Below are 24,299 nucleotides of genomic sequence, written 5' to 3'. Positions count from 1 at the left end.
CAGAAGCATTGTACTATTTAACATTTATGCATTACTCTTTTTATGATCAGAAAGAAAAGTATCCAAACCAATTGTTGTTAATGGGTGCTTAAGTAAATCGGTAATTACATTTAAAGGACAAGTTACAACATCAGCGCCTATTTCAGCACATTTCACCAAATGCATTGTGTGTCTAACAGAAGCAGCAAGCACTTGTGTTTCATACCCGTAGTTTTGATAAATAGTAACTATCTGGTCAATTAAATCCAAACCGTCCGTAGCAATATCATCTAATCTGCCAATGAAAGGAGAAACATAGGTAGCACCTGCTTTTGCCGCCAATAATGCCTGGCCGGCTGAAAAAACAAGTGTGCAGTTTGTCTTTATTCCTTTATCGGAAAAATGTTTGATAGCTTTAATACCATCCTTTATCATAGGTACCTTTACAACAATTTGTGGGTGAAGCGATGCAAGAAATTCACCTTCTTTCACAATGGTTTCAAAATCTGTAGCAATTACTTCAGCACTAACATCACCGTCAACAATATTGCAGATGTCAATATAATGTTTTATAACATTATCATGGCCTTTTATTCCTTCTTTGGCCATTAATGAAGGATTAGTGGTTACACCATCAAGAACTCCAAGATCCTGTGCTTCCCTTATCTGATCGAGGTTTGCTGTGTCAATAAAAAATTTCATGTTTTCTTTTTAGATTAATTTTCACGCAAAAATAACCACCCTAATCGGGATTAGCAATTTAATCTGACTTGTAAGTTTTTTTTTATTTGATGAAAAAACTCAATATATTACAACACTTAATCCAAAAACAAAAAATTATGAATTATACTTCTACTTTTTTAAAACAACTTTTTGCAGTTGTAGCAATGCTTTTTATTTGCAGTTTTTCAATAGCTCAGAAAATTGATCAAACCTTTCTTCCAAAAGGGTTTGCTCCTGGAGAAAAGGAGAAAATGAAAGAATATCTTGAAAACAGGAATAACCAAAGGTCCTCCACTGTTATAACTACACCTCCAACCGGATCGGCAATTAGAACAATGTCAGAATGGGAAGAAGTTCAAGCATTGGTTATTGTATGGACAAGTTATTTGCCTGTTCATAGAGAAATAATTAAGGCTGTGCAAAATGAAACACCTGTTATTATTGTTTGCAGTGATTCAAATACCGTGAAAAGTAACCTCACCTCAAATGGTGTTGCTCTCACTAATTTAAGTTTTCTTATAGCTCCTTTTAATTCTGTTTGGATTAGGGATTATATGGCAAATTCAGTCTATACAAATAATGTAGATTCTCTTGTTTTGGTTGATTGGATTTATAACCGTCCACGCCCCAAAGATGATACTTTGGCACGATCCATTGCCAATTACATGAATATCCCCTTATATGAAACATCGGGTGGAATTAACAATTTAATTAATGTGGGCGGCAATTATATGACTGATGGGTTTGGAAATGATTTTTCTTCCAATCTGGTACTTGATGAAAATCCAACCCAGAGTTCCACCGAAATAGGACAGATTATGAACAACTTTATGGGCACTGGTAATTATATAAAAATGAATACCCTTCCTTATGATGGTATACATCATATTGATATGCACATGAAGTTATTGGATGAAGAAACACTTTTAATTGGAGAATATCCTGCAGGAGTTGCAGATGGGCCTCAAATTGAAGCTAACCTTCAATATGTTTTAAGTAACCACAATTCAGTTTTTGGCACACCCTTTAAAATTATAAGAATTCCAATGCCTCCTGAACCCGGATATGATTATCCTCCTAACAGCTACTACTATACCTATGCAAACAATAGCATTGTAAATAAAACAATCTTAATGCCTACCTATCCTGTAAATGCTACAACTCCTTCATACCATGATACCATTGCAATTCGTATTATGCAAGAAGCTATGCCCGGTTATAATGTAGTTGGGATAAATACCAAAAGCACTATTTCAGCAAGTGGTTCATTGCATTGTATTACACATTCTATAGGAGTTACTCATCCACTTTTAATAAAGCACCAGGCTCTGCCAAATACAACTAATTCTACTATAGATTATAGTGTGGAAGCCAAAATAATGCACAAAAGCGGTATTTCTGCTGCTACTATGTATTATAGAACCGATATTTCACAAGCCTTTGTTTCAGTTTCAATGACTTTGCTTAATCCATTAACGGATAACTGGACCGCTAATATTCCTGCTCAAATTGATGGAACAATAATTCATTATTATATTCAAGCGCAGGCTGTAACCGGCAAACAGCAGGTTAGGCCAATAACAGCACCAACAGGATACTATACTTTTGAAGTATATCAGCCCTTAAATATCGAAGAAATGACAAGTGCAGTTGATTTTAAAAATGCATATCCTAATCCTTCCAAAGGAATTACTTGCATTCCTGTTCAAACTCTAAGTTCTGTAAAGGGAAGCATCAAACTTTTTGATATTGCCGGAAGAGAAATTGCAACAATTTTCGAAGGAGAATTTACGCGTGGCAACAGTAATTATTTTATAAATACCCAGGAAATCAGTTCAGGAGCGTATTTGCTTATTTTACAACAGGGAGAAGTAAAGCAGGCCCAAAAATTAATGATTAGATAATGTGTGGAAAAATAAAAAAGCCATTTCGATGTATTACTATCAGAGAAATGGCTAATAAAAACAAAAATAAAGGCAAAAAAAATGGGTAAGCTACTTATATCGCACCGCTACAACTGCTTACCCTTGCTTCCTTCCGGACCTGGGGGAGTTCACAGGAGCTGGTCGTATAAGACTTACCCAGTGCAAAAATAGAAAATAACATTTGAATACACAAATTATATCATTTTTATAATTTTGCACTTTAATATAACGTGAAATAAATGGAGAATATTAAAACACCTTTAAATTATGGTAGTATTGCGGGAGTAGTTGCATTCTCAATTTTCCTGATTATCTATATGTTAGGATACAACCCATTGGGCAGTTACAGCTGGGTAGGTGCTTGGGTTCCTATTGTTTTTATTATTCTTGGAATAAAAAAACATCGGGATCAAAACCTTGAAGGGTTCATAACCTATGGCCAGGCATTTGGTATGGGCTTTATGATTACTTTTATTTTTGCTTCCCTATTTGGTTTACTTGTTTATATTTTCGGAACAGTAGTAGATCCGGGAATTGTTGAAATGACAAGGTCCGAGTCATTGGAAGCAATGCAACAAGCATCTGATCAAATGCCACAGATTTTCAGTGAAGAGTTGTATGATAAAATGATTGAACAGCTTGAGGCGATTACAATTTCATCACTTTCATTTTCCGAATTTACCAATAAACTTTTTTGGGGTATCATAATTTCACTCCTTGCTGCTGCTTTCCTAAAGCATAGCAAATCACCTTTTGAAGAAGACTCGAATGATTAATAAAGATATTTCTGTTGTAATTCCGCTTTATAATGAGCAGGAATCCCTTTTTGAACTTACCCAGTGGATTAAAAGAATAATGGAAGAAAATGAATTTTCCTATGAAATAATTTTAATTGATGATGGTAGCAAGGATACATCCTGGAAACAAATTGAAGAGTTATCTGCACAAAATCCTGACATTAAAGGAATAAAATTCAGGAGGAATTACGGGAAATCTGCAGCACTTAATATTGGATTTGAAGCTGCTTGTGGAGAAGTAGTTATTACAATGGACGCTGACCTTCAAGATAGCCCCGATGAAATTCCCCAGCTTTATTTCATGATAAAAAATGAAAGCTATGACCTGGTTTCCGGCTGGAAAAAGAAAAGATACGATCCTTTCACCAAGACTGTTCCTACTAAGCTTTTCAATTGGGCAACGCGTAAAATGTCCGGAATTAATTTGCATGATTTTAATTGCGGTCTTAAAGCCTATAAAAAGGAAGTTGTAAAAAGCATTGAAGTTTATGGTGAAATGCACCGCTATATACCTGTTATTGCTAAATGGAATGGCTTCTCTAATATTACAGAAAAAGAAGTGGCACACCAGGAGCGTAAGTATGGAGTCACAAAGTTTGGAATGGAAAGGTTCATTAATGGATTTTTAGATTTAATTTCCATAATGTTTGTTTCTAGATTCGGTAAAAAACCAATGCATTTTTTCGGTTTTTTAGGCACATTAATATTTTTGGCTGGTTTTTTTATAACACTTTGGCTTGGGGGGCAAAAACTTTATTTTGTTGCCAATAATATTCCCGCAGCTTTAATAACCCAAAGGCCCTTATTCTACATTGCTCTAACCTCTATTATTCTTGGAACTCAACTGTTTTTGGCTGGGTTTCTTGGCGAGCTTATTTCAAGAAATTCGCCTACAAGAAACACTTATTTAATTACAAAAAAGACAAACCTGTAAGCGTGAAAAAGGTAATTTTGGTTGGTTCGGCCCATCCTTTCCGGGGAGGACTTGCTGTTTTCAATGAAAGGTTGATTAGAGAATTCCAGAACCTAGGATACAAGGCTGAAATTTATACTTTTACTATCCAATACCCAGGATTTCTGTTTCCTGGAAAAACACAATTTTCGGATTCCCCTTCACCTGATGATTTAAAAATTTCCAGGCTGGTTAACAGTGTTAATCCCTTAAATTGGATAAAAATTGGAAACAGGATCAGAAAAGAAAAACCTGAAATTTTAATTTTTAAATTCTGGCTCCCTTTTATGGGACCTTGTTTCGGAACAATTGCAAGAATTGCAAAAAGGAACAATAAAACTAAAATTGCCTGCATTTTAGATAATGTTATACCCCATGAAAGCCGACCGGGAGATAAGCAGTTAACTGCTTATTTTTTAAAACCTGTTGATGCATTTATTGCTATGTCTGATTCTGTTTTGAAAGACCTTGACTTTTTTGATAAAGCAAAGCCAAGAAAAATTTCCCCTCATCCTCTTTTTGATAATTTTGGGGCTGCCATTTCAAAAAATGAAGCATGTGCAAGATTAGGAATAAGTGATGAATACAATTATCTGTTGTTTTTTGGTTTTATCAGGGATTACAAAGGCTTGGATTTGCTATTGAATGCATTTTCTGATTCAAGGATGAAGGACAAAAAACTAAAACTAATTGTTGCCGGAGAATTTTATTCAGATAAAACGCCCTATTTGCAATTAATTGAGGAGCTTGGAATAAAGAATCAGGTGATATTAAAAACCGATTTTATTCCTGACGAAAAAGTGGTTGATTATTTTTGTGCCTCTGATCTTGTTGTACAACCCTATAAACATGCAACACAAAGTGGTGTTACACAAATTGCGTATCATTTTGAAAAACCAATGATAGTAACCAATGTTGGTGGTCTTCCCGAACTTGTACCTGATGGAAAAGTTGGTTTTGTAGTTCCTGTTGATCCTCGAGCAATTTCTGATGCTATTATTCAATTTTTTGATGGGGATTATCAGCAAAAATTTAGCCATGGAATACAAGTTGAAAAGCAAAAATTCACCTGGGATAAAATGGTAAGAAACATTGAAGCTGTGATTTCTGAGATATCTTCGAAATAAGTCTGAATAAAATGATAAAAAGCTGTATTTTTAACGCAGATTTTTCCCTATGATTATTAGAAGTAAAGCTCCTTTAAGAATTGGTTTAGCAGGTGGTGGAACTGATGTTAGCCCTTACTGTGATTTATTTGGAGGCGCAATCCTCAATGCCACAGTTAGTTTATATGCTTATGCCACAATTGAACCTTTAGATACAGGTGAAATCATATTTAATGTAGCCGACAGAAATGAATTTGAAAAACTCGATTCTGCTATGGAATTGACTTTAAATGGGAACCTTGATCTTTTAAAATGCGTGTATAACCGCGTTGTTAAGGATTTTACCAAAAAACCCTTGTCTTTTAAACTCAGTACTTTTGTTGATGCCCCTGCTGGTTCTGGCCTTGGTACTTCATCTACTTTGGTCGTAGCAATTTTAGGCGCTTTTGCAGAATGGCTTAAATTACCCCTGGGGGAATATGATATTGCTCATTTGGCTTATGAAATTGAACGAGTTGATTGTAAAATGGCAGGCGGAAGACAAGATCAATATGCTGCGACATTTGGAGGCGTCAATTTTATGGAGTTTTCTAAAGATGATAAAGTTATTGTAAACCCGCTTCGAATCAAAGAACAATATTTAAGTGAACTGGAGCATAACCTGGTTTTATTTTATACTCAAACCAGCCGTTTTTCAAGCAAAATTATTGAACAGCAGTCAAAGAATGTAAACGATAAAAACCAAAGTTCAATCAATGCAATGCATAATTTACGAGAGCAGTCTGTAAGGATGAAAGAGGCTCTTTTACGCGGGCAGATACATCAAATAGGAGAAATCCTGGACTTTGGATGGAAACACAAAAAACAAATGGCTGGAGGAATAACTAATCCACTGATTGATGAAATTTACCAATCAGCAATTCAAGCTGGTGCAACTGGTGGAAAAATTTCAGGTGCAGGTGGTGGTGGTTTTATGATATTTTATTGTCCTGGAACAACCCGATACAACGTAATAAAAGTTATTGAAAAATTTGGTGGCAGTGTTAAACGCTATACATTTACAAAAGAAGGATTATCTACATGGACAATATAACACTTATTAAAAGCAGAATTCAAGCCTCAATTGATGTAAAAGTAAGGCTGCTTGAAAATGAAAACACGATTAAAATAATACAGGACGTTGCCCATGAGCTGGTTAGGGTTTTTCAAGGTGGTGGGAAAGCACTTTTTTGTGGAAATGGTGGTTCTGCTGCCGATGCCCAGCATATTTCAGCTGAATTATCCGGAAGGTTTTACAAAGACCGTGAGCCTTTAAATGCTGAAGCTCTTCATGTAAATGCTTCCTATCTAACTGCTGTTGCAAATGATTATTCCTTTGATGAAGTATATTCAAGAATGGTGAAAGCTGCAGCAAAGCAAGGGGATATTTTAATTGGAATTTCAACATCCGGAAATTCACCTAATATACTAAAGGCCCTTGAAACTGCCAACGCAAAAGGATTGGTTACTGTTGGGTTAACGGGAGAAACAGGAGGTAAAATGAATGGACTATGTAAATATCTCATTAAAGTTCCATCAAATGATACTCCTAGAATTCAGGAATCGCATATACTTATTGGCCACATTCTTTGTGAAATAATTGAAAATGAGTTGTTTCAATAAAAAGAATGATTAAAGAAGCCATAATTTTAGCAGGAGGGCTGGGTACAAGACTTCAATCGGTTGTGAGTGATGTTCCAAAACCGATGGCGCCTGTTAATGGAAAACCATTTCTGGAATACCTTGTAAGGTATTTATTGAAATTCGGCATTCAAAAAATTATTTTTTCTGTAGGATATAAATCTGAAGCTATAGTTGAATATTTTGGAACCTACTTTGAAAATATAACAATAGTATATGCTAAGGAGGAAGAACCATTAGGAACAGGGGGGGGGCTGAAAAAGGCTATAGAAAAATGCACCACAGAAAATGTGTTGATTTTAAATGGAGATACTTTCCTGGAACTTGATTTAAATGAATTTTACAACTTCCACCAATTGGAAAATGCTGATATCAGCTTATGTTTAAGAAACATGATTAACACTTCAAGGTACGGTACTGTTAAAATTAATGATCAAAAAAGGGTTATAGCATTCCAGGAAAAAACAGGGGAAAACACCCAAGGTCTGATTAACGGGGGAGTATATATTTTTCGCAGAAAAAAATTCAATGCATTTGATTTGCCAGAAAAATTTTCATTGGAAAAAGATTTTTTTGAACCAAATTTAAAGAATCTTACAATAATAGGATATACAGGAAGTGGCTATTTTATTGACATTGGAATTCCTGAAGATTACCAAAAAGCGCAAATTGATTTTAAAGGATTTGAATAATCGAGCATGTTCTTTTAATAGAACAAGTGAATGTTTTTACTTTAAAAACAATAAAATGAAGCACAGGTATATGAAAAATCAATAAATTTCGTTAATTCATAATAGGAAATTAAAATTTAAATTTTTACATTTGCAGCCCTTAAAATAAAAGAATATTTAAAAAAAATGGCAAAAAAAGGTAATAGAGTTCAGGTAATTTTAGAATGTACCGAACATAAAACAACTAGTGCTCCGGGAACTTCCAGGTATATAACCACTAAAAACAAAAAGAACACACCTGAGAGAATTGAGATTAAAAAATACAATCCAATTCTTAAGAAAATGACTGTTCATAAAGAAATTAAATAATTAACCTGAATAGCGTGCTACTGCGTTATTCAAAATATTTTTCAAAATGGCTAAGAAAACCGTTGCTACATTGAAATCCGGAAAAGGAAATCAATTTACAAAAGTGATTAAAATGACAAAATCCGCTGAAACGGGTGCATATGCTTTCAAAGAAGAAATTGTGCACAACGATCATATTAAGGATTTTCTCGCAAAGTAATATTCAGTGCTTATAAATTAATGGAAAAGCTTTCTTCGTAAGGAGGAAGCTTTTTCGTATTTTTATGAATCGCTATTGAAATTTACACTTTTGATATTGACCTATAAATGATACAATAGTTAATAAGAATGATATAAAGAATTTTAATGCTGTTAAAATTTAATTAGATATGAGTTTATTTGATTTTTTCTCTAAAGAAAAGAAGGATAGTCTGGAAAGCGGACTGGCCAAAACAAAGGAGAATGTTTTTTCAAAACTTTCAAAAGCTGTTGTAGGAAAATCTAAAGTTGATGATGAAGTTTTAGATAAACTTGAAGAAGTCCTTATTTCTTCTGATGTAGGTGTAAATACCACATTAAAAATAATTAAAAGAATAGAAGCCCGTGTTGCCAAGGATAAATATGTAAGTATTTCTGAATTAAATACTATTCTAAAAGAAGAAGTTTCAGCATTGCTGGAGGAAAACAACGCACAAAGTTTAACTGAATTTGTTCTTCCAAAAACCGGTTCTCCTTATGTTATTATGGTGGTTGGTGTAAATGGTGTTGGAAAAACAACTACAATTGGAAAACTTGCCTATCAGTTTAAAAAATCCGGTAAAAGCGTTATTCTTGGTGCTGCTGATACTTTCCGCGCTGCTGCAGTTGATCAATTAACAATTTGGTCTGAAAGAACAGGTGTTCCAATTATTTCGCAAGGAATGGGTGCCGATCCTGCATCGGTTGCTTTTGATACTTTAAGTTCTGCTGTTTCCAAAAACGCGGATGTTGCAATTATTGATACTGCCGGACGACTACACAATAAAATAAACCTGATGAATGAACTTTCTAAAATCAAGAAAGTTATGCAAAAAGTAATTCCTGGTGCTCCACATGAAATTCTATTAGTATTGGATGCCTCTACAGGACAAAACGCCATTGAGCAATGCAGGCAGTTTATGGCAACTACCGAAGTTAATGCCCTGGCCCTTACAAAACTAGACGGTACTGCTAAAGGTGGGGTGGTAATTGGCATATCAGATGAATTCAAAATTCCCGTTAAATATATTGGAGTAGGTGAGAAAATGGAAGATCTACAGGTTTTCAATAAAACTGAATTTGTTGATTCGCTATTCTCTGCTAAATAATATTCTAAATTTTCTTATAAATTCAATTATCAGGCAGTTTGACAATCTGTCAAATTACCATACCATACAATGAAGACTAAAACACTTAAAAAAAATAAAGTAAACGTTGTTACCCTGGGTTGTTCCAAAAATATATTTGATTCAGAAGTTTTGATGGGACAATTAAAGGCAAACAATATTGAAGTAGAACATGAGTCCACAAAGGATGATGCTGGAATAGTCATAATTAATACCTGCGGATTCATTGACAATGCAAAGCAAGAATCAATTGATACAATTCTTCGCTACGCCCAGGCAAAAGATGCAGGACTGGTTAATAAAGTATATGTTACAGGATGTTTATCCGAGAGATATAGAACTGAACTGGAAAAAGAAATTCCACAGGTGGATGCTTTTTTTGGAACAAGGGAATTGCCCCGGCTTTTAAAAACCCTCAAAGCAGATTATAAACATGAATTGGTAGGGGAGAGGTTAATTACAACTCCCTTGCATTATGCTTATTTTAAAATTGCAGAAGGATGTGACCGTCCTTGTTCTTTTTGTGCTATTCCCTTAATGAGAGGAAAGCATATTTCTACTCCTGTTGAACAATTGGTATCAAGTGCACAAAAATTAGCTGCTAATGGTACTAAAGAGCTTATTTTGATAGCTCAGGACCTTACATATTACGGTTTGGATTTATATAAAAAACGAAATCTGGCTGAACTGCTGGATAAATTAGCGGATGTACAGGGTATTGAATGGATCAGGTTGCATTATGCATTTCCTGCAGGCTTCCCTATGGATGTTATGGATGTGATGAAAAACAGAAAAAATGTTTGTAATTACCTTGACATGCCCTTGCAGCATATTTCTGATAATATGCTTAAATCCATGCGAAGAGGTACAACAAAACAAAAAACCATTGATATAGTAGATGCAATAAGAAATAAAGTTCCCGATATAGCACTGCGTACTACACTTATTGCGGGTTATCCGGGTGAAACAGAAAAAGATTTCGAAGAAATGTTGCATTGGGTTGAACAATCAAGGTTTGACAGGTTGGGTATTTTTACTTATTCTCATGAAGAAAATACCCATGCCTTTAAATTAAATGATGATGTTCCTCAGGAAGTTAAACAACAAAGGGCAGAGGCAGTTATGGAGGTGCAGCAAAATATTTCTTTGGAACTTAACAAGGCTAAAATTGGAAAAACTTTTAAGGTTTTAATTGACCGCAAAGAAGGTGAATATTTTGTTGGTAGAACTGAATTTGATTCCCCGGAGGTTGACAATGAAGTTCTTGTTTCAGTAAAAGAAGATGAATATTTAAGAATTGGTGATTTTGCCAACATCAAAATTACATCGGCTGAAGATTATGATCTTTTTGGTCACTCAATTTAAACTTCTAGTATAGCTTAAACTTTATGAGCTTATTATTTCTATTTTGATCATTTTAATAAAAAAGTAAAGTACCAGATGAATTTAGAACAGTTTTATAAAGAGAGGATTGAAAAATTCACTCAACAGGAGGTCTTTTTTGCTAAACAAGCAGCAAAGTTTCCTTTATATAGGCTTTTGATCTTTTTAGCCGGTGCTGTTGGCTTTTATTTTGCTTTTAGCATTGCAGTAGGCCTTTCTTTTGTTGCGCTTATTGTTTTTCTTATGGTTTTCGCATTCATTACTAAATTAGATGCAAAAATAAATACCAAGAAGAATAATTTTAACAGGCTTAAGATAATCAATGAAAATGAGTTAAGGAGTTTGAGTGGTGATTATAAGATTTATAATGATGGAAGTGGCTATATTGACCATTCTCACCCTTATACATCTGATCTTGATATTTTTGGTAATGCTTCCTTGTTTCAGTTTATTAACCGTACAACCAGTAATTCTGGAAGCAATTTACTAGCTTCAATGCTCATAAAGCCAGCAGAAGAAAAGGTGATTTACCTTCGCCAGAATGCAGTAAACGAATTAAAGGAAATGATTGATTGGAGACAGGATTTTCAAGTTTCTGGTCAATCCTTTGAAGGCAACCCTGGTGAAAGACAAAGTATTGTAAACTGGCTTAATGAACCCGCCTATTTTTTAAAAAAGAAGGTTTTAACTGTTTTTTCTATTTTATTTCCATTTATTACAATCGCTTTAATTGTTGCAGCTTTTATGGGTATGCCTCAGGGCTATGCATATTTGGCAGTATTAATTCATGGAGTAATAATTTATTTGAATTACGATAAAATTAATGAAAGTTACCAACACATTTCAAAAAAAGTAGATCTGTTAAAATTGCATGTTGCCTTGATTTCGGCAATAGAATCAAATACTTTTAAAACAGAAAGGTTAACTGCACTTAGGGATAATTTTATACTAGATGGAGCTAAAGCATCTGAAAATTTAGAAACACTTTCTACCATCGTAAAGTACCTGGATTTTCGTTTACACATGGTTTTCTTTCCAATAAATCTTATCACCTTTTGGGATATACATTGGATTAGAAAAATGGAAAACTGGCGAGAAAAAAACAGAGATAAGGTTATTAAGTGGTTTGATGCAATGGCAGAGTTTGAAGCCTTATCCTGTTTTGCAAACACTTACTTTAATCATCCCCATTGGATATTCCCGGAAGTTGTAAATGAAGGGTTTGTGCTAAAAGCAAAAGATGCAGGCCACCCGCTAATTAAGCCTAAGGATCGTGTTACAAACGACATTGATATAGAAGGTGAAGCTAAAGTAATGCTTATTACCGGATCAAACATGGCAGGAAAAAGCACTTATTTACGAACCGTTGGTGTAAATATGGTACTTGCCAATGCAGGAGCCCCGGTTTGTGCTAAATCTTTTAAATTAGTAATTGTTACTCCCTTTACCAGCATGCGTATTATTGATTCCCTGGAAGAAAATGCTTCTTCTTTTTATGCAGAATTAAAGAGATTACAGGATATTATCACCGCAGTTAAAAACGGAGAAAATGTGTTCTTTTTACTGGATGAAATATTAAGAGGAACAAATTCAAATGACAGGCATATTGGATCAAAAGCATTGATAAAGCAAATGATCAAATACAATGGAACGGGAATTATCGCCACTCATGACCTGGAATTAGGCAAGCTCCAAGAAGAACTCCCAAACCATGTGGAAAACTACAGTTTTGATGTGCAAATAGAAGGGGAGAGGCTTTTCTTCGATTATAAGTTGCATACTGGAATTTGTAAGAGCTTGAATGCTTCGGTGCTCATGAAAAAAATGGGGATTGAGATTTAATATTCCTTTTTAAAATCACCTTTTGGGATGATATAAATTGGAATAGATTCGGTTTCTATGCGCCAGTAATCAGGTTTTGGCAGGGCCGTTTACTCGATTAGTGGGTAATTTTTATCTCTTCATCTGTTTTTAGTTTTCTACCCAATCTACATTTTCTTTCACTCAGTAATTGTTTAACTTTTGCAAAAATTCCTCGTTTCGCGATTTGCGAAATATCTATATATATTTGCCTCATGAGAAAACATAATGGTATGCGTACACAGGATATCGCAATTCTATTGAAAATTGTATCTATTGAGTAAGCCTTGGTAACTGGTAGGGCTTTCCAGTTCATTAAGGATAAGTATTTCTGAAATTTCCGAATCATTAAATAGAAGTCAATTGGCAAGTCTTATTAATTATAACTAGAAGAAAATTAATAGGCAGAATCTAATGGAATTTTTCGAGCATGCGGTTAAGTATGTCTTTCCCCAACAACCAGGCTCGATGGTAAGAGGGATCCTAACAGCACAATCTCACCCATACATGAAAAAAAAATTCATTAGTGAAATGAATTATGCCTGGCCAGATAATACAGGGAAAGTAATGGGATTAATGATTGAACCATTTTATGCAAAACAAGTTCAGGCAGTAATTGAGGATCAAGAATTTTATAAATTACTAGCTTTAGTCGATGTTATTCGAGTAGGAAAAGTTAGAGAAATAATATATGCTATTAATGAATTAAAAAAATTATTTTAGATGAGCCATCACATTAATATAATTAGAATTATAGCTGTTGCCAATGCACTAGAATATAAAAGAAAAAGTGGTTTTCGTTGGATGAGCCACTATATCTCTATATCCTGACAGATCAGTGCTCGAAGTTAGACCTACCGATGATGTGGATGTAATAATAGAAATATTGAACTATCAAGATAGAATTGATCTTGAAGATAAACTGAGGGATATAGGTTTTTCTCATGATATTGAGTCGGGTGTGGTGTGCCGATATCGGATACAAGGAATTACTGTGGATTTAATGCCAACAAATGATCCTTCAATCGGGTTCAGAAAAATTTGGTATCCTGAAGGATTTAATCGTGCAGTTACTCACACAATTAATGAAAGATGTTATAGCCAATTTTGAGACAGAACAGCAAAAGAGATATGCTACAGAATGAATTTATTTGTTATTTTTATCTCATTAACTTTAAAACTTAATACTATGAAAAAGATGAACCTACTTTTAACAATATTAGTTGCTCTGACAGTAATGTCATTTAAAACAAAACCGCCTTCCAAAAAATTAAATTTTAAAACAGGAATTTATGGTGTTTGTAATTGTAATAATTCTGAATCTTCTGAATATATTAAACTAACAATCAATGAAGATTTTACTTTCCATTACCTTAACAATTCCAACCCAAATAAAAAGGTGGATATTAATGGCAATTGGATTTCGAAGAACAATACAATTATTTTAAAAAACTATAATTCAGATTTTGCAATTCACAATAAATGGACAATTGATAAAAACGAAAAATCCATTAAGTCACGAAACAGATTAAATTTTACGAGACTTTCACACTTAAAATTCTGTAATGAGAAGAATTAAAAACTGGATAACACTGCTACACTCAAGTGGGGTGCTTGGTGCATTTTGAAAAGTCATTGCTTTCTATTACCTTTCGTGCCGGTGGACATAAACGCTGCAAACCAGCCCCACCTGCGGGTATGCAGAAAAGGTACAGTGAAAATCCTTAGTGCTCCCTATTTGGTAGCCACTAAATTTGAAGCCTTTAAAAGTCGTGGTGAAAATGATGGAAGCGAACAAGCCAAGATTTTGAAGACATTATTTATGTTTTGGAAAATAGTGAATCCAAATGGGAAGAAATGAATAATGCAGATGAAGATGTCAAAAATTATTAAATTTCTGAATTTTCAAATCTACTAAACAATCCTAAACATAGAGATTGGATAGATGGCCATGTAGAAAGAGAATCTCCACGAGCTACGTATTTATTTATTGAGCGAAAGAAATTTTGCTACTAAATTATAGCAGGACAGAAATAATTAAAATTATCTGCCAATCGAGTCACCAATGGAATCTCACCCTTGCGTTCTCACATAACCATACTTGAAAGTCTCCCTTCACACAGCTCCTCTTGTTTAATCACAAATGTAATAATACAATACATTATGGATGTAAAGTTTCCAGTGCGGAAACAGCAAAAGAAATTCCTTGTGCTTTCTCTTTAGTCATTTTTCTTAAGCCATTTTTAAAGTCCATTTACCCATTTTAGTAATCTATCAATAATTAAAAATTAAATGGGTTTCGGTAAATCCTAAATCATTTAAAATGTGGTTATAATTTCACATTTTAGCATCCATTATCCTCAAAATAAAATCAATCTTTTAGATTCTTTTCCTCACAATCATTTAGGAATGATAATGGATTTAGTTTTTTGAAAGTTTGAATAATGAGGATATGTTTTTTTCTTTTGCTACTGCTTTTTTCCACAACATCCTATTCACAACACATAGAGTGGGCAAAAAAAAGACATTTACCAGAAAGATGTTCCCCAAAAGCTTTATTGAGCGATAAATATGGAAATATTTATGAGCATGGAGGAGTATGGAATTTTTACAGTGTTTACGATAGTTACAATCCTACTCCTTCTGATACAATTGGCTCTTTTTTGACAAAATATTCCGCCCAAGGAAATCTGGTTTTTTTAAAGAGATGGAAAAAATCGTTTCATGTAACTAAATTAATTTATGATAACAATGAACATTTTTATTTTTCAGGAACCTTTAGCGGAAACCATGTAATAGATGGAATAACATTAACTTCAGATGGGAACTATGATGGAATGTATGGCAAAATGGATTTAGAGGGTAGGCTAATCTGGATTAAAAAGATTAGTTCTTCTGAAAATATCATTATTAATGCTATTTGCTTTTATAATTCCAAATACCAGTTTTTATTAACAGGTTCTGTCTTTGGAAATACTTTTATAAATGATCTTAGTATTGGTAACTTAGAAGAAAGGTCTCTTTTCTTTGGGAAATTCACTTCTGAGGGAAATCTTATTAATTCGAAAACGTATAATTTTTTACCCGATACCAATGATTATTACAGGTTTAATAATTCCGGAATTGAAATCATTTCAAAAAATGGAAATCTTTTTGCGTTATATGACAGGGAGGGTAAGCATTGGGTAGATGATCCTACCCCAGAAATTCAACAAAAAGGAAGATACCTGGCAAGGTTGGATGAAAATCTAAACATCTTATGGAATGAGCGTAAGCATGGTCCTGATTCTTACTATGGTTGGCAAAGTCATAGATTATCGGCTGATTCAAAGTTTAATCTGTTTCATTTAACTTATACCAGGGGGAAATACGGTGGTTGGGGATCAATAGTTCAGTCAGATTTCAAAATAGGTGAAAATATTATAGCACATGGAACTAATTGCGGCTGGTACACGGATTATCTATTAGATGCAAACGATGATATTTTTTTAATAGGCAGAGAAGCATGTATTCCTTATGGTCCAGCATCTGATCCCGGGCATTGGGTAATAAAAAAATTAGATCAAGAACTTAAAATAAAAGGTGAGCTTAGATTATACAATGGAGCTTTTCAAAATATTGTTCAAACATCAAATGGAAGTATTTATGCATCAGGAAATATTAGCGGTGACAGTGTTTTATTGGGAGAACATGTTTTACATAAATCAGATTATCCTGAATTCCTTGTTAAAATAATTGACATAAGCTGTACACCCCCTGTAATAAATGTAAATGCAGGATACGATATTTATGACAAATCCCATTTTTTTTGTGAACAAGTTTCCCTTGATGCCGGTCCTGGTTTTTCAGAATATTTATGGAATAATGGAGAAAATTCACAGAAAATCACCACATCTCTCAACAGCATTTTTTATGTTAAAGTTAAAGAGTTTTCGGGTTGTATTGCCACTTCCAAAAGTGTGAAAACTACCAGAGTGCCTGCTCCTGATAGTGTCGAAATTCATTTTGCAACAGTCGAAAATAATTTAAATAGAATTGAATCCAGTAATTCGTTGCCACATATAACTTATTTTAAAGTATTGAAAGAAACAGAACAAGGAGTTTTCCATCAAATAGATTCTGTTCCAAGAAACGGGTATTATTTGTTTCAATATTCAGATTCTTTTTCAGTGCCTTCGAAAAAATCTGATAGATATAAACTCGTTGCAGTGGATAGCTGCGGACAAGAATCCCCTGAGTCTCATATTTACAGCACCATTCATTTGAAAAGCAAAATTGAGGAAGACAAAATAAAACTAGAATGGAACCATTATGAAGGCAAAAGAAATTTTACACATTATTTTATCAGTACTGCTAAACCCGGCTTATCTTTTCAGGTACTTGATTCAGTTGAAATAGCAATTAATGAGTATGAAATTACCATGGATGATTCCTTGCGTGTTCAAATTGTGGCCATGGATTCCCCATATTATTATTACCACTCCTATCAGTCAAAATCAAATATTATATCAATTCCGAACAAAAGTGACACCCTAACTAATATAGCTGGGCAATCACAACCATTAGCTGTTATAATATCTCCTAATCCAGCTAAAGACTATGTTATGGTGGAAATATCTAAAAAAACAGAAGTACATGTAATGGTGCAAAATTTGCTTGGTGAGGTTCTCTATCAAAAAATAATTAACCACAATGAATTTCAAATTCCAATGCAGAATTACATTCCTGGACTGTATATTATTTCTCTAGATGATGGCATAAATCAGAAGCAATTTAAGCTAATAAAAAATTAAGCATAAAAAAAATAGTAACTAAAATAATGTCCGCTATTTAGTAAATGATGTTCTGTTCCGACCTGTTAAAAGAAATAAATCTTACACTTTTTAACCAATTTTAAATAGATTACAATTTCAATTTCAACTCATACAAATCATTCCTTCTATCCTTTAAATTCCTCACACTTCCAGACATGTGCAGTTCTTTGAGCTGTTCGATATCAACATCAACAATTAAGAGCATTTCTGAATTTGGAGTTGCTTCTGCTTTTATTCCATTGGAAGGAAATGCAAAATCACAGGGAGTAAATACAGCCGATTGTGCATAATGAATATCCATATTATGAACCTTTGGCAAATTACCCACACTTCCTGCTATGGCAACATAACATTCATTCTCCACAGCCCTGGCCATAGCACAGGTTCTTACCCTTGTAAATCCATTTTGGGTATCGGTTAAAAAGGGTACGAATAGTATTTGCATTCCATCAAGGGCAAGTAACCTTGACAATTCGGGAAACTCAACATCGTAACAAATTAATACTCCCACTTTTCCACAATCGGTATCAAATGTTCGCAGGGATTTTCCTTTGGAAAGGCCCCAGTATTTTACCTCATCGGGAGTTGTATGAAGTTTCTCATACTTATCTACTTTTCCACTTCGGTGGCATAAAAAACCTACATTAAGTAAATGTCCGTCAATATCTACCTCAGGCATACTTCCGGTAATAATATTTGTATTGTAAGAAATGGCCAGCTGCTTGAATTTCTGCAAAATAGCTTCCGTGAAATTTGCCAGTTCCCTTATTGCTGCGGCTTCTGTTAAATGGTTATAATCTGCCATAAGGGCACCATTAAAATACTCTGGAAAAAGGATAAAATCGCTTTTGTAATTTGATACCGCATCAACAAAAAATTCCATTTGTTCAAATAGGTTTTCAAGAGAGTTCAATGAGCGCATTTGCCATTGAACCAATCCTAAACGTACCGTTGACTTTTCTAAATTAATGAGTTTTTCTTCTGCCGAATAATAAATGTTGGCCCATTGCAACAAAACTGCGTAATTGCCAGATTCAACATCCTCAGGCATATAATTCTTAAGTAATTTAATAACATGAAAATCATTGGAAAGCTGGAAACTTAAAGTAGGGTCATGTATTTCTCTGAGCTTTACCTTTTGTATGTATTCTTTAGGGGTAAATTTTTCCTGGTATTTATGGTAATTGGGAATACGCCCACCAAAAAGAATACCTTTTAAATTAGCGTTTTCACAAAACTCTTTTCTGGCTTCGTACAATCTCTTGGCTAACCTGTTTCCTCTGTAATCAGGATGAATAAATACATCAATTCCATATAAAGTGTTGCCTTCTGAATCATGCGTATTAAAGGAATAATTTCCAGTAACATCTGCATAGGTATGATCCTTGCTGTAATTGGCATAATTAACCTTTATGGACAAAGCAGAACCAACCAGTTTTCCATCAGCTACAACACACAATTGGCCATCAGGAAATGAATCAATCAAATTTTTAATGTGTTCGGGTTGCCAATGAGCTCCTGGCCAATTTGGATAGGATTCAATCATCACCTTTTTCAATGCCTCATAATCCTTAATGGTAAGGTGGCGAATCTCTATTTTGTTTATCTTTTTCATATTTATATAATTTATTCGTTTTTAATTTTTCCTTTAAGGAACTCAAGAATGCTAAAGCATTTGATTTTTAACTGTCATCCCGATTTATCGGGATAGCCATGTTATATTCATTAGCGTTTGTGAACGGTTCGTGCATGGCTATTTCATATGTATATAATTGTTTTTTAAATGTCATCCCGATTTATCGGGACGCCATGTTATATTCATTGCTGTTTGTGCAAGATTCGTGCATGGCTATTTCATATTTATATAATTTGTTTTTTAAAGGTCATTTGGTATAGCCATGTTATATTCATTAGCGTTTGTGAACGGTTCGTGCATGGCTATTTCATATAATTAAATTAAGCTTTTATGCTGATTCTTTTAAGTCTTCTGTTAATGTTTGCCTGTACTACATAGTGATCAATGAGTGGTGCCATAACATTCATGAAAAGGATGGCAAGCATCATTCCTTCAGGAAATGCTGGGTTAAAAACTCTGATCATAATGGCGAAAATTCCTATAAAAAAACCATAAATATATTTACCCGTATTGGTTTGTGAGGCAGTAACAGGGTCAGTAGCCATAAAAACAAGACCGAACATAAAACCACCTAACATAATATGATGCATGGCTGGAACTGCCATTAAAGGATTTACAGCAAAAACATTGAAAATCATACCCATTACCAATCCTCCCACAAAAACAGAAACCATAATTCTCCAACTGGCAACTCCTGTAAATAAAAGTATAAATGCACCTATTAAACAGGCAGCAGCAGAAGTCTCACCAATTGATCCTGGAATATAACCCCAAAAAGAATCAGCAATTGAGGGTATTGCGGCAACACCGCCTTCAATTGCAGCAGCAAGTGGGGTAGCCCCGGAAACAGCATCAGCAAACCAAACATCATTTCCAGACATTTTTGTTGGATAAGCAAAAAACAAGAAAGCTCTCGCAGCCAGGGCTACATTTAAAATATTCATCCCTGTTCCTCCAAAAACCTCTTTTCCTATAACTACTGCAAAAATTGTTGCAACTGCTACCATCCATAAAGGAATATCAACAGGAAGAATCAATGGAATCAACATACCCGATACCAGATATCCTTCATTTACACTGTGCTTTTTTACAATAGCAAAACCAAATTCAATACCCAAACCTACACCATAAGAAACTATTATAATAGGAAGTACTCGGATTGCACCGAAAATAAAATTATCTATAAATGATGCATCAGCAATGCCTGATCCCAAATGATATTGGTATCCAACATTCCACATTCCAAACAACAAACATGGAATAAGGGCAAACACCACCGTAATCATGGTCCTTTTTAAATCGATACCATCACGAATATGTGTTCCACTGTGAGTTGTGTGGCCAGGAACAAATAAAAATGTTTCAATACCGTCAAAAAGAGGAAGTAATTTTTCGAATTTACCTCCTTTTTCAAAGTTCGGTTTTACTTTATCCAGAAGATTTCTTAGCGCTTTCATATTAACTGAATTCTTTTTTAATAGTATCTAAACCTTTACGGATAATTTTTTGGGAATCAATTTTTGAAGGACAAATAAATTCACAAAGAGCAAAATCTTCTTCCGCAACTTCATATATTCCTAGTTTCTCCATTAATTCTACATCCTCTACTAAAATTGCCTTTAACAAAAGCATAGGGTATATATTAAAAGGAAACACTTTTTCATATTCGCCAGTTACAACAAAAGGTCTTTCTTCTCCATTAAGGTTTGTGTTCAGAACATACTCTTTACCTGGTCTTAACCAAGAAGTAAAGGTTCTGGAGAAACTAAATTTTTCACTTCCAGGAATTAACCAACCTAGAAACTGTGGTTCGTCACCCTCTGGTATCACAGATATTAGCGTATCATAAAAACCTAAAAAACCATCAGGCAAAACCTGAGTACCTGTAAATACATTTCCGCTAATAATCCTGTTTTTATCTTCTATAAGATTACCAGAAAGAATATTTTTTAATGAGCTTCCAACTATTGTCTTAAAATATCTTGGGTTCTTAACCTGTGATCCGGCAAGGGCTACAACACGAGTTGCATCCAGTTTGCCCAGGTTAAATAATTTCCCTATAATCAAAACATCCTGTGGATATAAATACCACACAACCTCACCTTTATTAACCGGATCAATGTGATGAATTTGAACACCAACATTTCCTGCAGGATGAGGACCTGAAATTTTATTTACCTGAACACCTTTTGAATTTGTGAATACTTTAGAAGGCATTAAATCGGCACTCACATTTAAATGAACTTTACCCTCAGTTAATTTTGCAATAGCATTTAATCCTGTTTGAAAAGCCTCCGCATTGTTATGGATTATAAAATCATTATCCGGCGCAAGCGGACTTGTGTCAAATGCAGAAATAAATATAGCCTTTGGTACTTGAGTTGGATTTGCAATTACATGATAGGGACGCTGCCTAATAAAAGGCCATGTTCCACTTTCAAGCAGAATTCCAATAATTTCCTCCCGAGTTAAACTTGAAGGATCTGCTATTTTGAATTCCTTATATGCAATTTCCTTATCTGCAAGTATTTTTACTTCCAAGATTTTTCTTTTCTCCCCTCTTACTATTTCGATGATTTCACCGCTGATTGGTGCACAAAACTGCATGGCCTCATTGTATTTATCATAAAATAATGGAGAACCTGCTTTTACAACATCTCCTTGCTTTACAAGCAATTTAGGTGTAACGCCAGTAAAATCAGTTGGTTTTATGGCAAAAACTTCTGGATAAGGAGCAGTTGAATACAACTTTTCAGCCTCGCCCTTTAGTTTTATGTTTAAACCTTGTTTAATCTTTATGTGTTTTGACATTTCAAGAAAATTTATGCCCTTTTTAATTTGTGCTGCAAAAATATAAATAACTTTTATCAACCTGCTGTTTTTTCAATATTTTTTCTTAAATTATATAAGCAACTCAAAAGGACCTGAGGATTTCACTAAAAACAAATGTGTACTTTTGATATTATTCATACTATTGCAATTGTTAAACCCATTGAAAAATTGCTAAATAATCTTAATAAAAAGGCTAATACCACAGTATTTACACAATGTTTCCAAAATCATGAAAAACAAAACAAAACCTTTAATTATTTATCTGGTTCTTCTCAAACTTGTTCTTTTTTTTCAAAGTAGTTTATTAATTGCACAGGAAAACAAACCAAAACATCAAGAGGAAAAAGAATTAATTCAGGATGATTATTACCGAACTGATTTTTTAAGGCATGAAAATCATGTTTATATTTCAAGCATTAAAACTGTTCTTCTCACACTAAATGAAGATGAACTTGCTCCTGCTGTTATTAAATTAAACAGCAGTAATGTTTTAAAATTAAGTTTTGATATTCTGGACCTTGAATTAAGGAATTACATGTATGCTTTTATTCATTGTGATGCCATGTGGGAACCATCCCCCTTGCATGAGGCAGAATATCTGGATGGTTTTTTCGAGAATTACATTACAGATTTTCAGTTTTCATTCAATACGCTGGAGCGTTATATACATTACAATCTTCTATTTCCTAATGATAATATTAATTTTACTACTTCAGGTAATTATGTTTTGGTTGTTTATGAGGAGGGTAACCGGGACAAACCTGTAATAACAAGAAGATTTATGGTTTATGAAGAAAAAGTAATTGTAAATCCAAATGTGGTAAGGGCCGCTATTCCTGAAGAAAGAACAACAAAACAAAAGGTCGATTTCACTATTTTACATTCTGGCTATACTATATTAAATCCAAATCTTGATTTACGTGTGGCAGTGCTGCAAAACAACAGGTGGGACAATGCAAAAACGGAATTAAAACCTCTGTTTATCAGAGAAGGTGAACTTGTTTATAATTATGACCGTGAAAATTTGTTTCATGGTGGAAATGAGTTCAGGAATTTTGATATAAAAACATTGCGTTTTAAAACAGAAAATGTGAAGGAAATACTATTTAAAGATAATCAAAACCACGTAATTCTTACAGACGATTTAATTCTAAGTACAGCAAGATACAGCACACAACCCGACATAAACGGAAGATTTGTTATTCGCATCCAGGAAGGCTGGAACAGTGATTTGGAAGCTGACTACTCCTATGTGCATTTCAGGCTGAAATATCCAACTCCTGTTATTGATGGCAATTTATATATTTTCGGTGCACTTTCTGACTGGACCTTCCAGAATGATTATAAATTAAAGTATGATTTTGAGTCAAAAACTTACCATGCTACTTTGTACTTAAAACAAGGTTATTACAATTACTCCTACTCTTTTTTGCAAGATGGAACAAGCACCGGAAATCCCCAATTAATTGATGGTTCTTATTTTGAAACAGAAAATGAATACACCATATTTGTGTACCATAGAGAGCCTTCAACAAACCATTTTAAAATTATTGGATACAAGCACTTTAACTCCAGAGGGCCCTTCTAATGTTAATAACTCCTTGAAATTTTAACTAGGATTTTTTGCAAACATATCTTATACTTGCCAAAAGAATAAGTAAAATCAACCTTAATATATATGATTACACATGTAACTCAAGGTATCAGAATTAGTGTAGTTCCAGAATTCAAATCAGAATATTCTCATCCTCTTAAAAGTCATTTTTATTTTTCATACAGAATTTGTGTTGAAAACGAAAGCGAATTCCCTGTTCAGTTATTAAGCAGGCATTGGTTCATTTTTGATTCTTCAGGAGATCACAGCGAAGTAGAAGGCGAAGGCGTAATCGGGCTTCAGCCGGTAATTGCCCCGGGTGAGATTTTTGAATATGAATCTGCTTGTAATTTAACAACGGATATGGGGAAAATGCAAGGCACTTATTTAATGGAGCACCTTGTTACAGGAAATCGTTTTTATGTTCAAATTCCTGAATTCAAAATGGAAACTCCTTATAAACTAAATTAATTTAGTCTTATATTAATTAAATTTTTAAGGAAAGTATTTAGAAACTGTTTTGAATTTAATTTTTAATTCTATTAAGCATTAGTCGAATCATTGCTAATTGTATCATAGTTTCACTTGTATCAGTATGATATTCAAAATCTTTACTTAACCTTCTGTAACTTTCA

The 24,299-nt window shown here is 33.9% G+C and carries 22 protein-coding genes and 1 other RNA gene; 18 read left to right on the top strand and 5 right to left on the bottom strand.

Annotated elements, in window-relative coordinates; genetic code table 11:
* Positions 1-24 precede the first annotated feature (24 nt).
* Entirely contained in the window at positions 25-681 is a 657-nt protein-coding gene (fsa, locus tag H0V01_04625) for a fructose-6-phosphate aldolase (GenBank protein MBA2582656.1), read from the bottom strand.
* A gap of 137 nt (positions 682-818) precedes the next feature.
* Here fsa and H0V01_04620 point away from each other — a divergent pair, with 137 nt between their 5' ends.
* Positions 819-2,606 (top strand): agmatine deiminase family protein, encoded by a 1,788-nt coding sequence (locus tag H0V01_04620; protein ID MBA2582655.1) that lies wholly within the window; start codon positions 819-821, stop codon positions 2,604-2,606.
* Between the two features lie 80 nt (positions 2,607-2,686).
* Here the strand turns inward: H0V01_04620 and ffs are convergent.
* Positions 2,687-2,785, bottom strand: an RNA gene (ffs, locus tag H0V01_04615) — signal recognition particle sRNA small type.
* An 81-nt stretch (positions 2,786-2,866) separates the two neighbouring features.
* On the opposite strand from ffs, the gene H0V01_04610 reads away from it, so the two are divergent.
* The 15 genes from H0V01_04610 (at position 2,867) to H0V01_04540 (ending at position 17,581) form a co-directional block, all read left to right on the top strand.
* Entirely contained in the window at positions 2,867-3,403 is a 537-nt protein-coding gene (locus tag H0V01_04610; protein ID MBA2582654.1) for a DUF4199 domain-containing protein, read from the top strand.
* On the top strand, positions 3,396-4,358 hold the full coding sequence (locus H0V01_04605; GenBank protein ID MBA2582653.1) for a glycosyltransferase: 963 nt from the start codon (positions 3,396-3,398) through the stop codon (positions 4,356-4,358). Before H0V01_04610 ends, H0V01_04605 begins: the two co-directional genes overlap by 8 nt.
* 2 nt (positions 4,359-4,360) lie before the next feature.
* Positions 4,361-5,503 (top strand): glycosyltransferase, encoded by a 1,143-nt coding sequence (locus H0V01_04600; protein ID MBA2582652.1) that lies wholly within the window; start codon positions 4,361-4,363, stop codon positions 5,501-5,503.
* 49 nt (positions 5,504-5,552) lie between these two features.
* Positions 5,553-6,575 (top strand): dehydrogenase, encoded by a 1,023-nt coding sequence (locus H0V01_04595; protein ID MBA2582651.1) that lies wholly within the window; start codon positions 5,553-5,555, stop codon positions 6,573-6,575.
* Positions 6,563-7,144, top strand: a complete 582-nt coding sequence (locus tag H0V01_04590; protein MBA2582650.1) for a D-sedoheptulose 7-phosphate isomerase — start codon at positions 6,563-6,565, stop codon at positions 7,142-7,144. The genes H0V01_04595 and H0V01_04590 overlap by 13 nt, the downstream gene beginning before the upstream one ends.
* Positions 7,145-7,149: 5 nt before the next feature.
* Entirely contained in the window at positions 7,150-7,854 is a 705-nt protein-coding gene (locus tag H0V01_04585) for an NTP transferase domain-containing protein (protein MBA2582649.1), read from the top strand.
* A 165-nt stretch (positions 7,855-8,019) separates the two neighbouring features.
* Positions 8,020-8,202 (top strand): 50S ribosomal protein L33, encoded by a 183-nt coding sequence (gene rpmG / locus H0V01_04580; GenBank protein MBA2582648.1) that lies wholly within the window; start codon positions 8,020-8,022, stop codon positions 8,200-8,202.
* Positions 8,203-8,248: 46 nt separating this feature from the next.
* On the top strand, positions 8,249-8,401 hold the full coding sequence (locus tag H0V01_04575) for a DUF4295 domain-containing protein (GenBank protein MBA2582647.1): 153 nt from the start codon (positions 8,249-8,251) through the stop codon (positions 8,399-8,401).
* A gap of 169 nt (positions 8,402-8,570) precedes the next feature.
* Entirely contained in the window at positions 8,571-9,527 is a 957-nt protein-coding gene (gene ftsY / locus H0V01_04570) for a signal recognition particle-docking protein FtsY (GenBank protein MBA2582646.1), read from the top strand.
* A 69-nt stretch (positions 9,528-9,596) separates the two neighbouring features.
* Entirely contained in the window at positions 9,597-10,910 is a 1,314-nt protein-coding gene (rimO, locus tag H0V01_04565; GenBank protein ID MBA2582645.1) for a 30S ribosomal protein S12 methylthiotransferase RimO, read from the top strand.
* Between the two features lie 75 nt (positions 10,911-10,985).
* Positions 10,986-12,770, top strand: a complete 1,785-nt coding sequence (locus tag H0V01_04560; protein ID MBA2582644.1) for a hypothetical protein — start codon at positions 10,986-10,988, stop codon at positions 12,768-12,770.
* Between the two features lie 432 nt (positions 12,771-13,202).
* Positions 13,203-13,511: a hypothetical protein gene (locus H0V01_04555; GenBank protein MBA2582643.1), complete on the top strand. Its 309-nt coding sequence runs from the start codon at positions 13,203-13,205 to the stop codon at positions 13,509-13,511.
* A 115-nt stretch (positions 13,512-13,626) separates the two neighbouring features.
* On the top strand, positions 13,627-13,899 hold the full coding sequence (locus tag H0V01_04550) for a hypothetical protein (GenBank protein MBA2582642.1): 273 nt from the start codon (positions 13,627-13,629) through the stop codon (positions 13,897-13,899).
* Between the two features lie 78 nt (positions 13,900-13,977).
* Complete coding sequence (locus H0V01_04545; protein MBA2582641.1) at positions 13,978-14,367, top strand: hypothetical protein; 390 nt, start codon at positions 13,978-13,980, stop codon at positions 14,365-14,367.
* 865 nt (positions 14,368-15,232) lie between these two features.
* Positions 15,233-17,581, top strand: a complete 2,349-nt coding sequence (locus tag H0V01_04540; GenBank protein MBA2582640.1) for a T9SS type A sorting domain-containing protein — start codon at positions 15,233-15,235, stop codon at positions 17,579-17,581.
* A gap of 109 nt (positions 17,582-17,690) precedes the next feature.
* On the opposite strand, the gene H0V01_04535 is transcribed toward H0V01_04540, so the two are convergent.
* From H0V01_04535 to H0V01_04525, 3 genes are all read right to left on the bottom strand, one after another.
* Positions 17,691-19,217, bottom strand: coding sequence for a bifunctional GNAT family N-acetyltransferase/carbon-nitrogen hydrolase family protein (locus tag H0V01_04535; GenBank protein ID MBA2582639.1), 1,527 nt, complete (start codon positions 19,215-19,217; stop codon positions 17,691-17,693).
* 341 nt (positions 19,218-19,558) lie between these two features.
* A complete protein-coding gene (locus H0V01_04530) occupies positions 19,559-20,695 on the bottom strand; it encodes an NADH:ubiquinone reductase (Na(+)-transporting) subunit B (GenBank protein ID MBA2582638.1) in 1,137 nt (378 codons plus the stop codon).
* Between the two features lies 1 nt (position 20,696).
* Positions 20,697-22,049, bottom strand: a complete 1,353-nt coding sequence (locus H0V01_04525) for a Na(+)-translocating NADH-quinone reductase subunit A (protein ID MBA2582637.1) — start codon at positions 22,047-22,049, stop codon at positions 20,697-20,699.
* 250 nt (positions 22,050-22,299) lie between these two features.
* Between H0V01_04525 and H0V01_04520 the strand changes: the two genes are divergently transcribed.
* Positions 22,300-23,658 (top strand): DUF5103 domain-containing protein, encoded by a 1,359-nt coding sequence (locus H0V01_04520; protein MBA2582636.1) that lies wholly within the window; start codon positions 22,300-22,302, stop codon positions 23,656-23,658.
* A gap of 90 nt (positions 23,659-23,748) precedes the next feature.
* A complete protein-coding gene (gene apaG, locus H0V01_04515; GenBank protein MBA2582635.1) occupies positions 23,749-24,135 on the top strand; it encodes a Co2+/Mg2+ efflux protein ApaG in 387 nt (128 codons plus the stop codon).
* Positions 24,136-24,299 lie beyond the last annotated feature (164 nt).

The sequence above is a fragment of the Bacteroidota bacterium genome (assembly GCA_013696965.1).
GTDB lineage: Bacteria > Bacteroidota > Bacteroidia > JACCXN01 > JACCXN01 > JACCXN01.
The sequence above is the reverse complement of the archived record's forward strand: the minus strand, read 5'-3'. Positions and strand labels throughout refer to the sequence as shown.

What these genes read in the sequence shown, in the direction of transcription:
- ftsY (MBA2582646.1), top strand. Translation starts at nt 8,571, where the DNA reads ATGAGTTTATTTGATTTTTTCTCTAAAGAAAAGAAGGATAGTCTGGAA.
- H0V01_04590 (MBA2582650.1), top strand. Translation starts at nt 6,563, where the DNA reads ATGGACAATATAACACTTATTAAAAGCAGAATTCAAGCCTCAATTGAT.
- H0V01_04525 (MBA2582637.1), bottom strand. Translation starts at nt 22,049, where the DNA reads ATGTCAAAACACATAAAGATTAAACAAGGTTTAAACATAAAACTAAAG.
- rpmG (MBA2582648.1), top strand. Translation starts at nt 8,020, where the DNA reads ATGGCAAAAAAAGGTAATAGAGTTCAGGTAATTTTAGAATGTACCGAA.
- rimO (MBA2582645.1), top strand. Translation starts at nt 9,597, where the DNA reads ATGAAGACTAAAACACTTAAAAAAAATAAAGTAAACGTTGTTACCCTG.
- H0V01_04540 (MBA2582640.1), top strand. Translation starts at nt 15,233, where the DNA reads ATGAGGATATGTTTTTTTCTTTTGCTACTGCTTTTTTCCACAACATCC.
- H0V01_04575 (MBA2582647.1), top strand. Translation starts at nt 8,249, where the DNA reads ATGGCTAAGAAAACCGTTGCTACATTGAAATCCGGAAAAGGAAATCAA.
- H0V01_04560 (MBA2582644.1), top strand. Translation starts at nt 10,986, where the DNA reads ATGAATTTAGAACAGTTTTATAAAGAGAGGATTGAAAAATTCACTCAA.
- H0V01_04555 (MBA2582643.1), top strand. Translation starts at nt 13,203, where the DNA reads ATGGAATTTTTCGAGCATGCGGTTAAGTATGTCTTTCCCCAACAACCA.
- H0V01_04535 (MBA2582639.1), bottom strand. Translation starts at nt 19,217, where the DNA reads ATGAAAAAGATAAACAAAATAGAGATTCGCCACCTTACCATTAAGGAT.
- H0V01_04610 (MBA2582654.1), top strand. Translation starts at nt 2,867, where the DNA reads ATGGAGAATATTAAAACACCTTTAAATTATGGTAGTATTGCGGGAGTA.
- apaG (MBA2582635.1), top strand. Translation starts at nt 23,749, where the DNA reads ATGATTACACATGTAACTCAAGGTATCAGAATTAGTGTAGTTCCAGAA.
- fsa (MBA2582656.1), bottom strand. Translation starts at nt 681, where the DNA reads ATGAAATTTTTTATTGACACAGCAAACCTCGATCAGATAAGGGAAGCA.
- H0V01_04545 (MBA2582641.1), top strand. Translation starts at nt 13,978, where the DNA reads ATGAAAAAGATGAACCTACTTTTAACAATATTAGTTGCTCTGACAGTA.
- H0V01_04585 (MBA2582649.1), top strand. Translation starts at nt 7,150, where the DNA reads ATGATTAAAGAAGCCATAATTTTAGCAGGAGGGCTGGGTACAAGACTT.
- H0V01_04620 (MBA2582655.1), top strand. Translation starts at nt 819, where the DNA reads ATGAATTATACTTCTACTTTTTTAAAACAACTTTTTGCAGTTGTAGCA.
- H0V01_04530 (MBA2582638.1), bottom strand. Translation starts at nt 20,695, where the DNA reads ATGAAAGCGCTAAGAAATCTTCTGGATAAAGTAAAACCGAACTTTGAA.
- H0V01_04595 (MBA2582651.1), top strand. Translation starts at nt 5,553, where the DNA reads ATGATTATTAGAAGTAAAGCTCCTTTAAGAATTGGTTTAGCAGGTGGT.
- H0V01_04520 (MBA2582636.1), top strand. Translation starts at nt 22,300, where the DNA reads ATGAAAAACAAAACAAAACCTTTAATTATTTATCTGGTTCTTCTCAAA.
- H0V01_04605 (MBA2582653.1), top strand. Translation starts at nt 3,396, where the DNA reads ATGATTAATAAAGATATTTCTGTTGTAATTCCGCTTTATAATGAGCAG.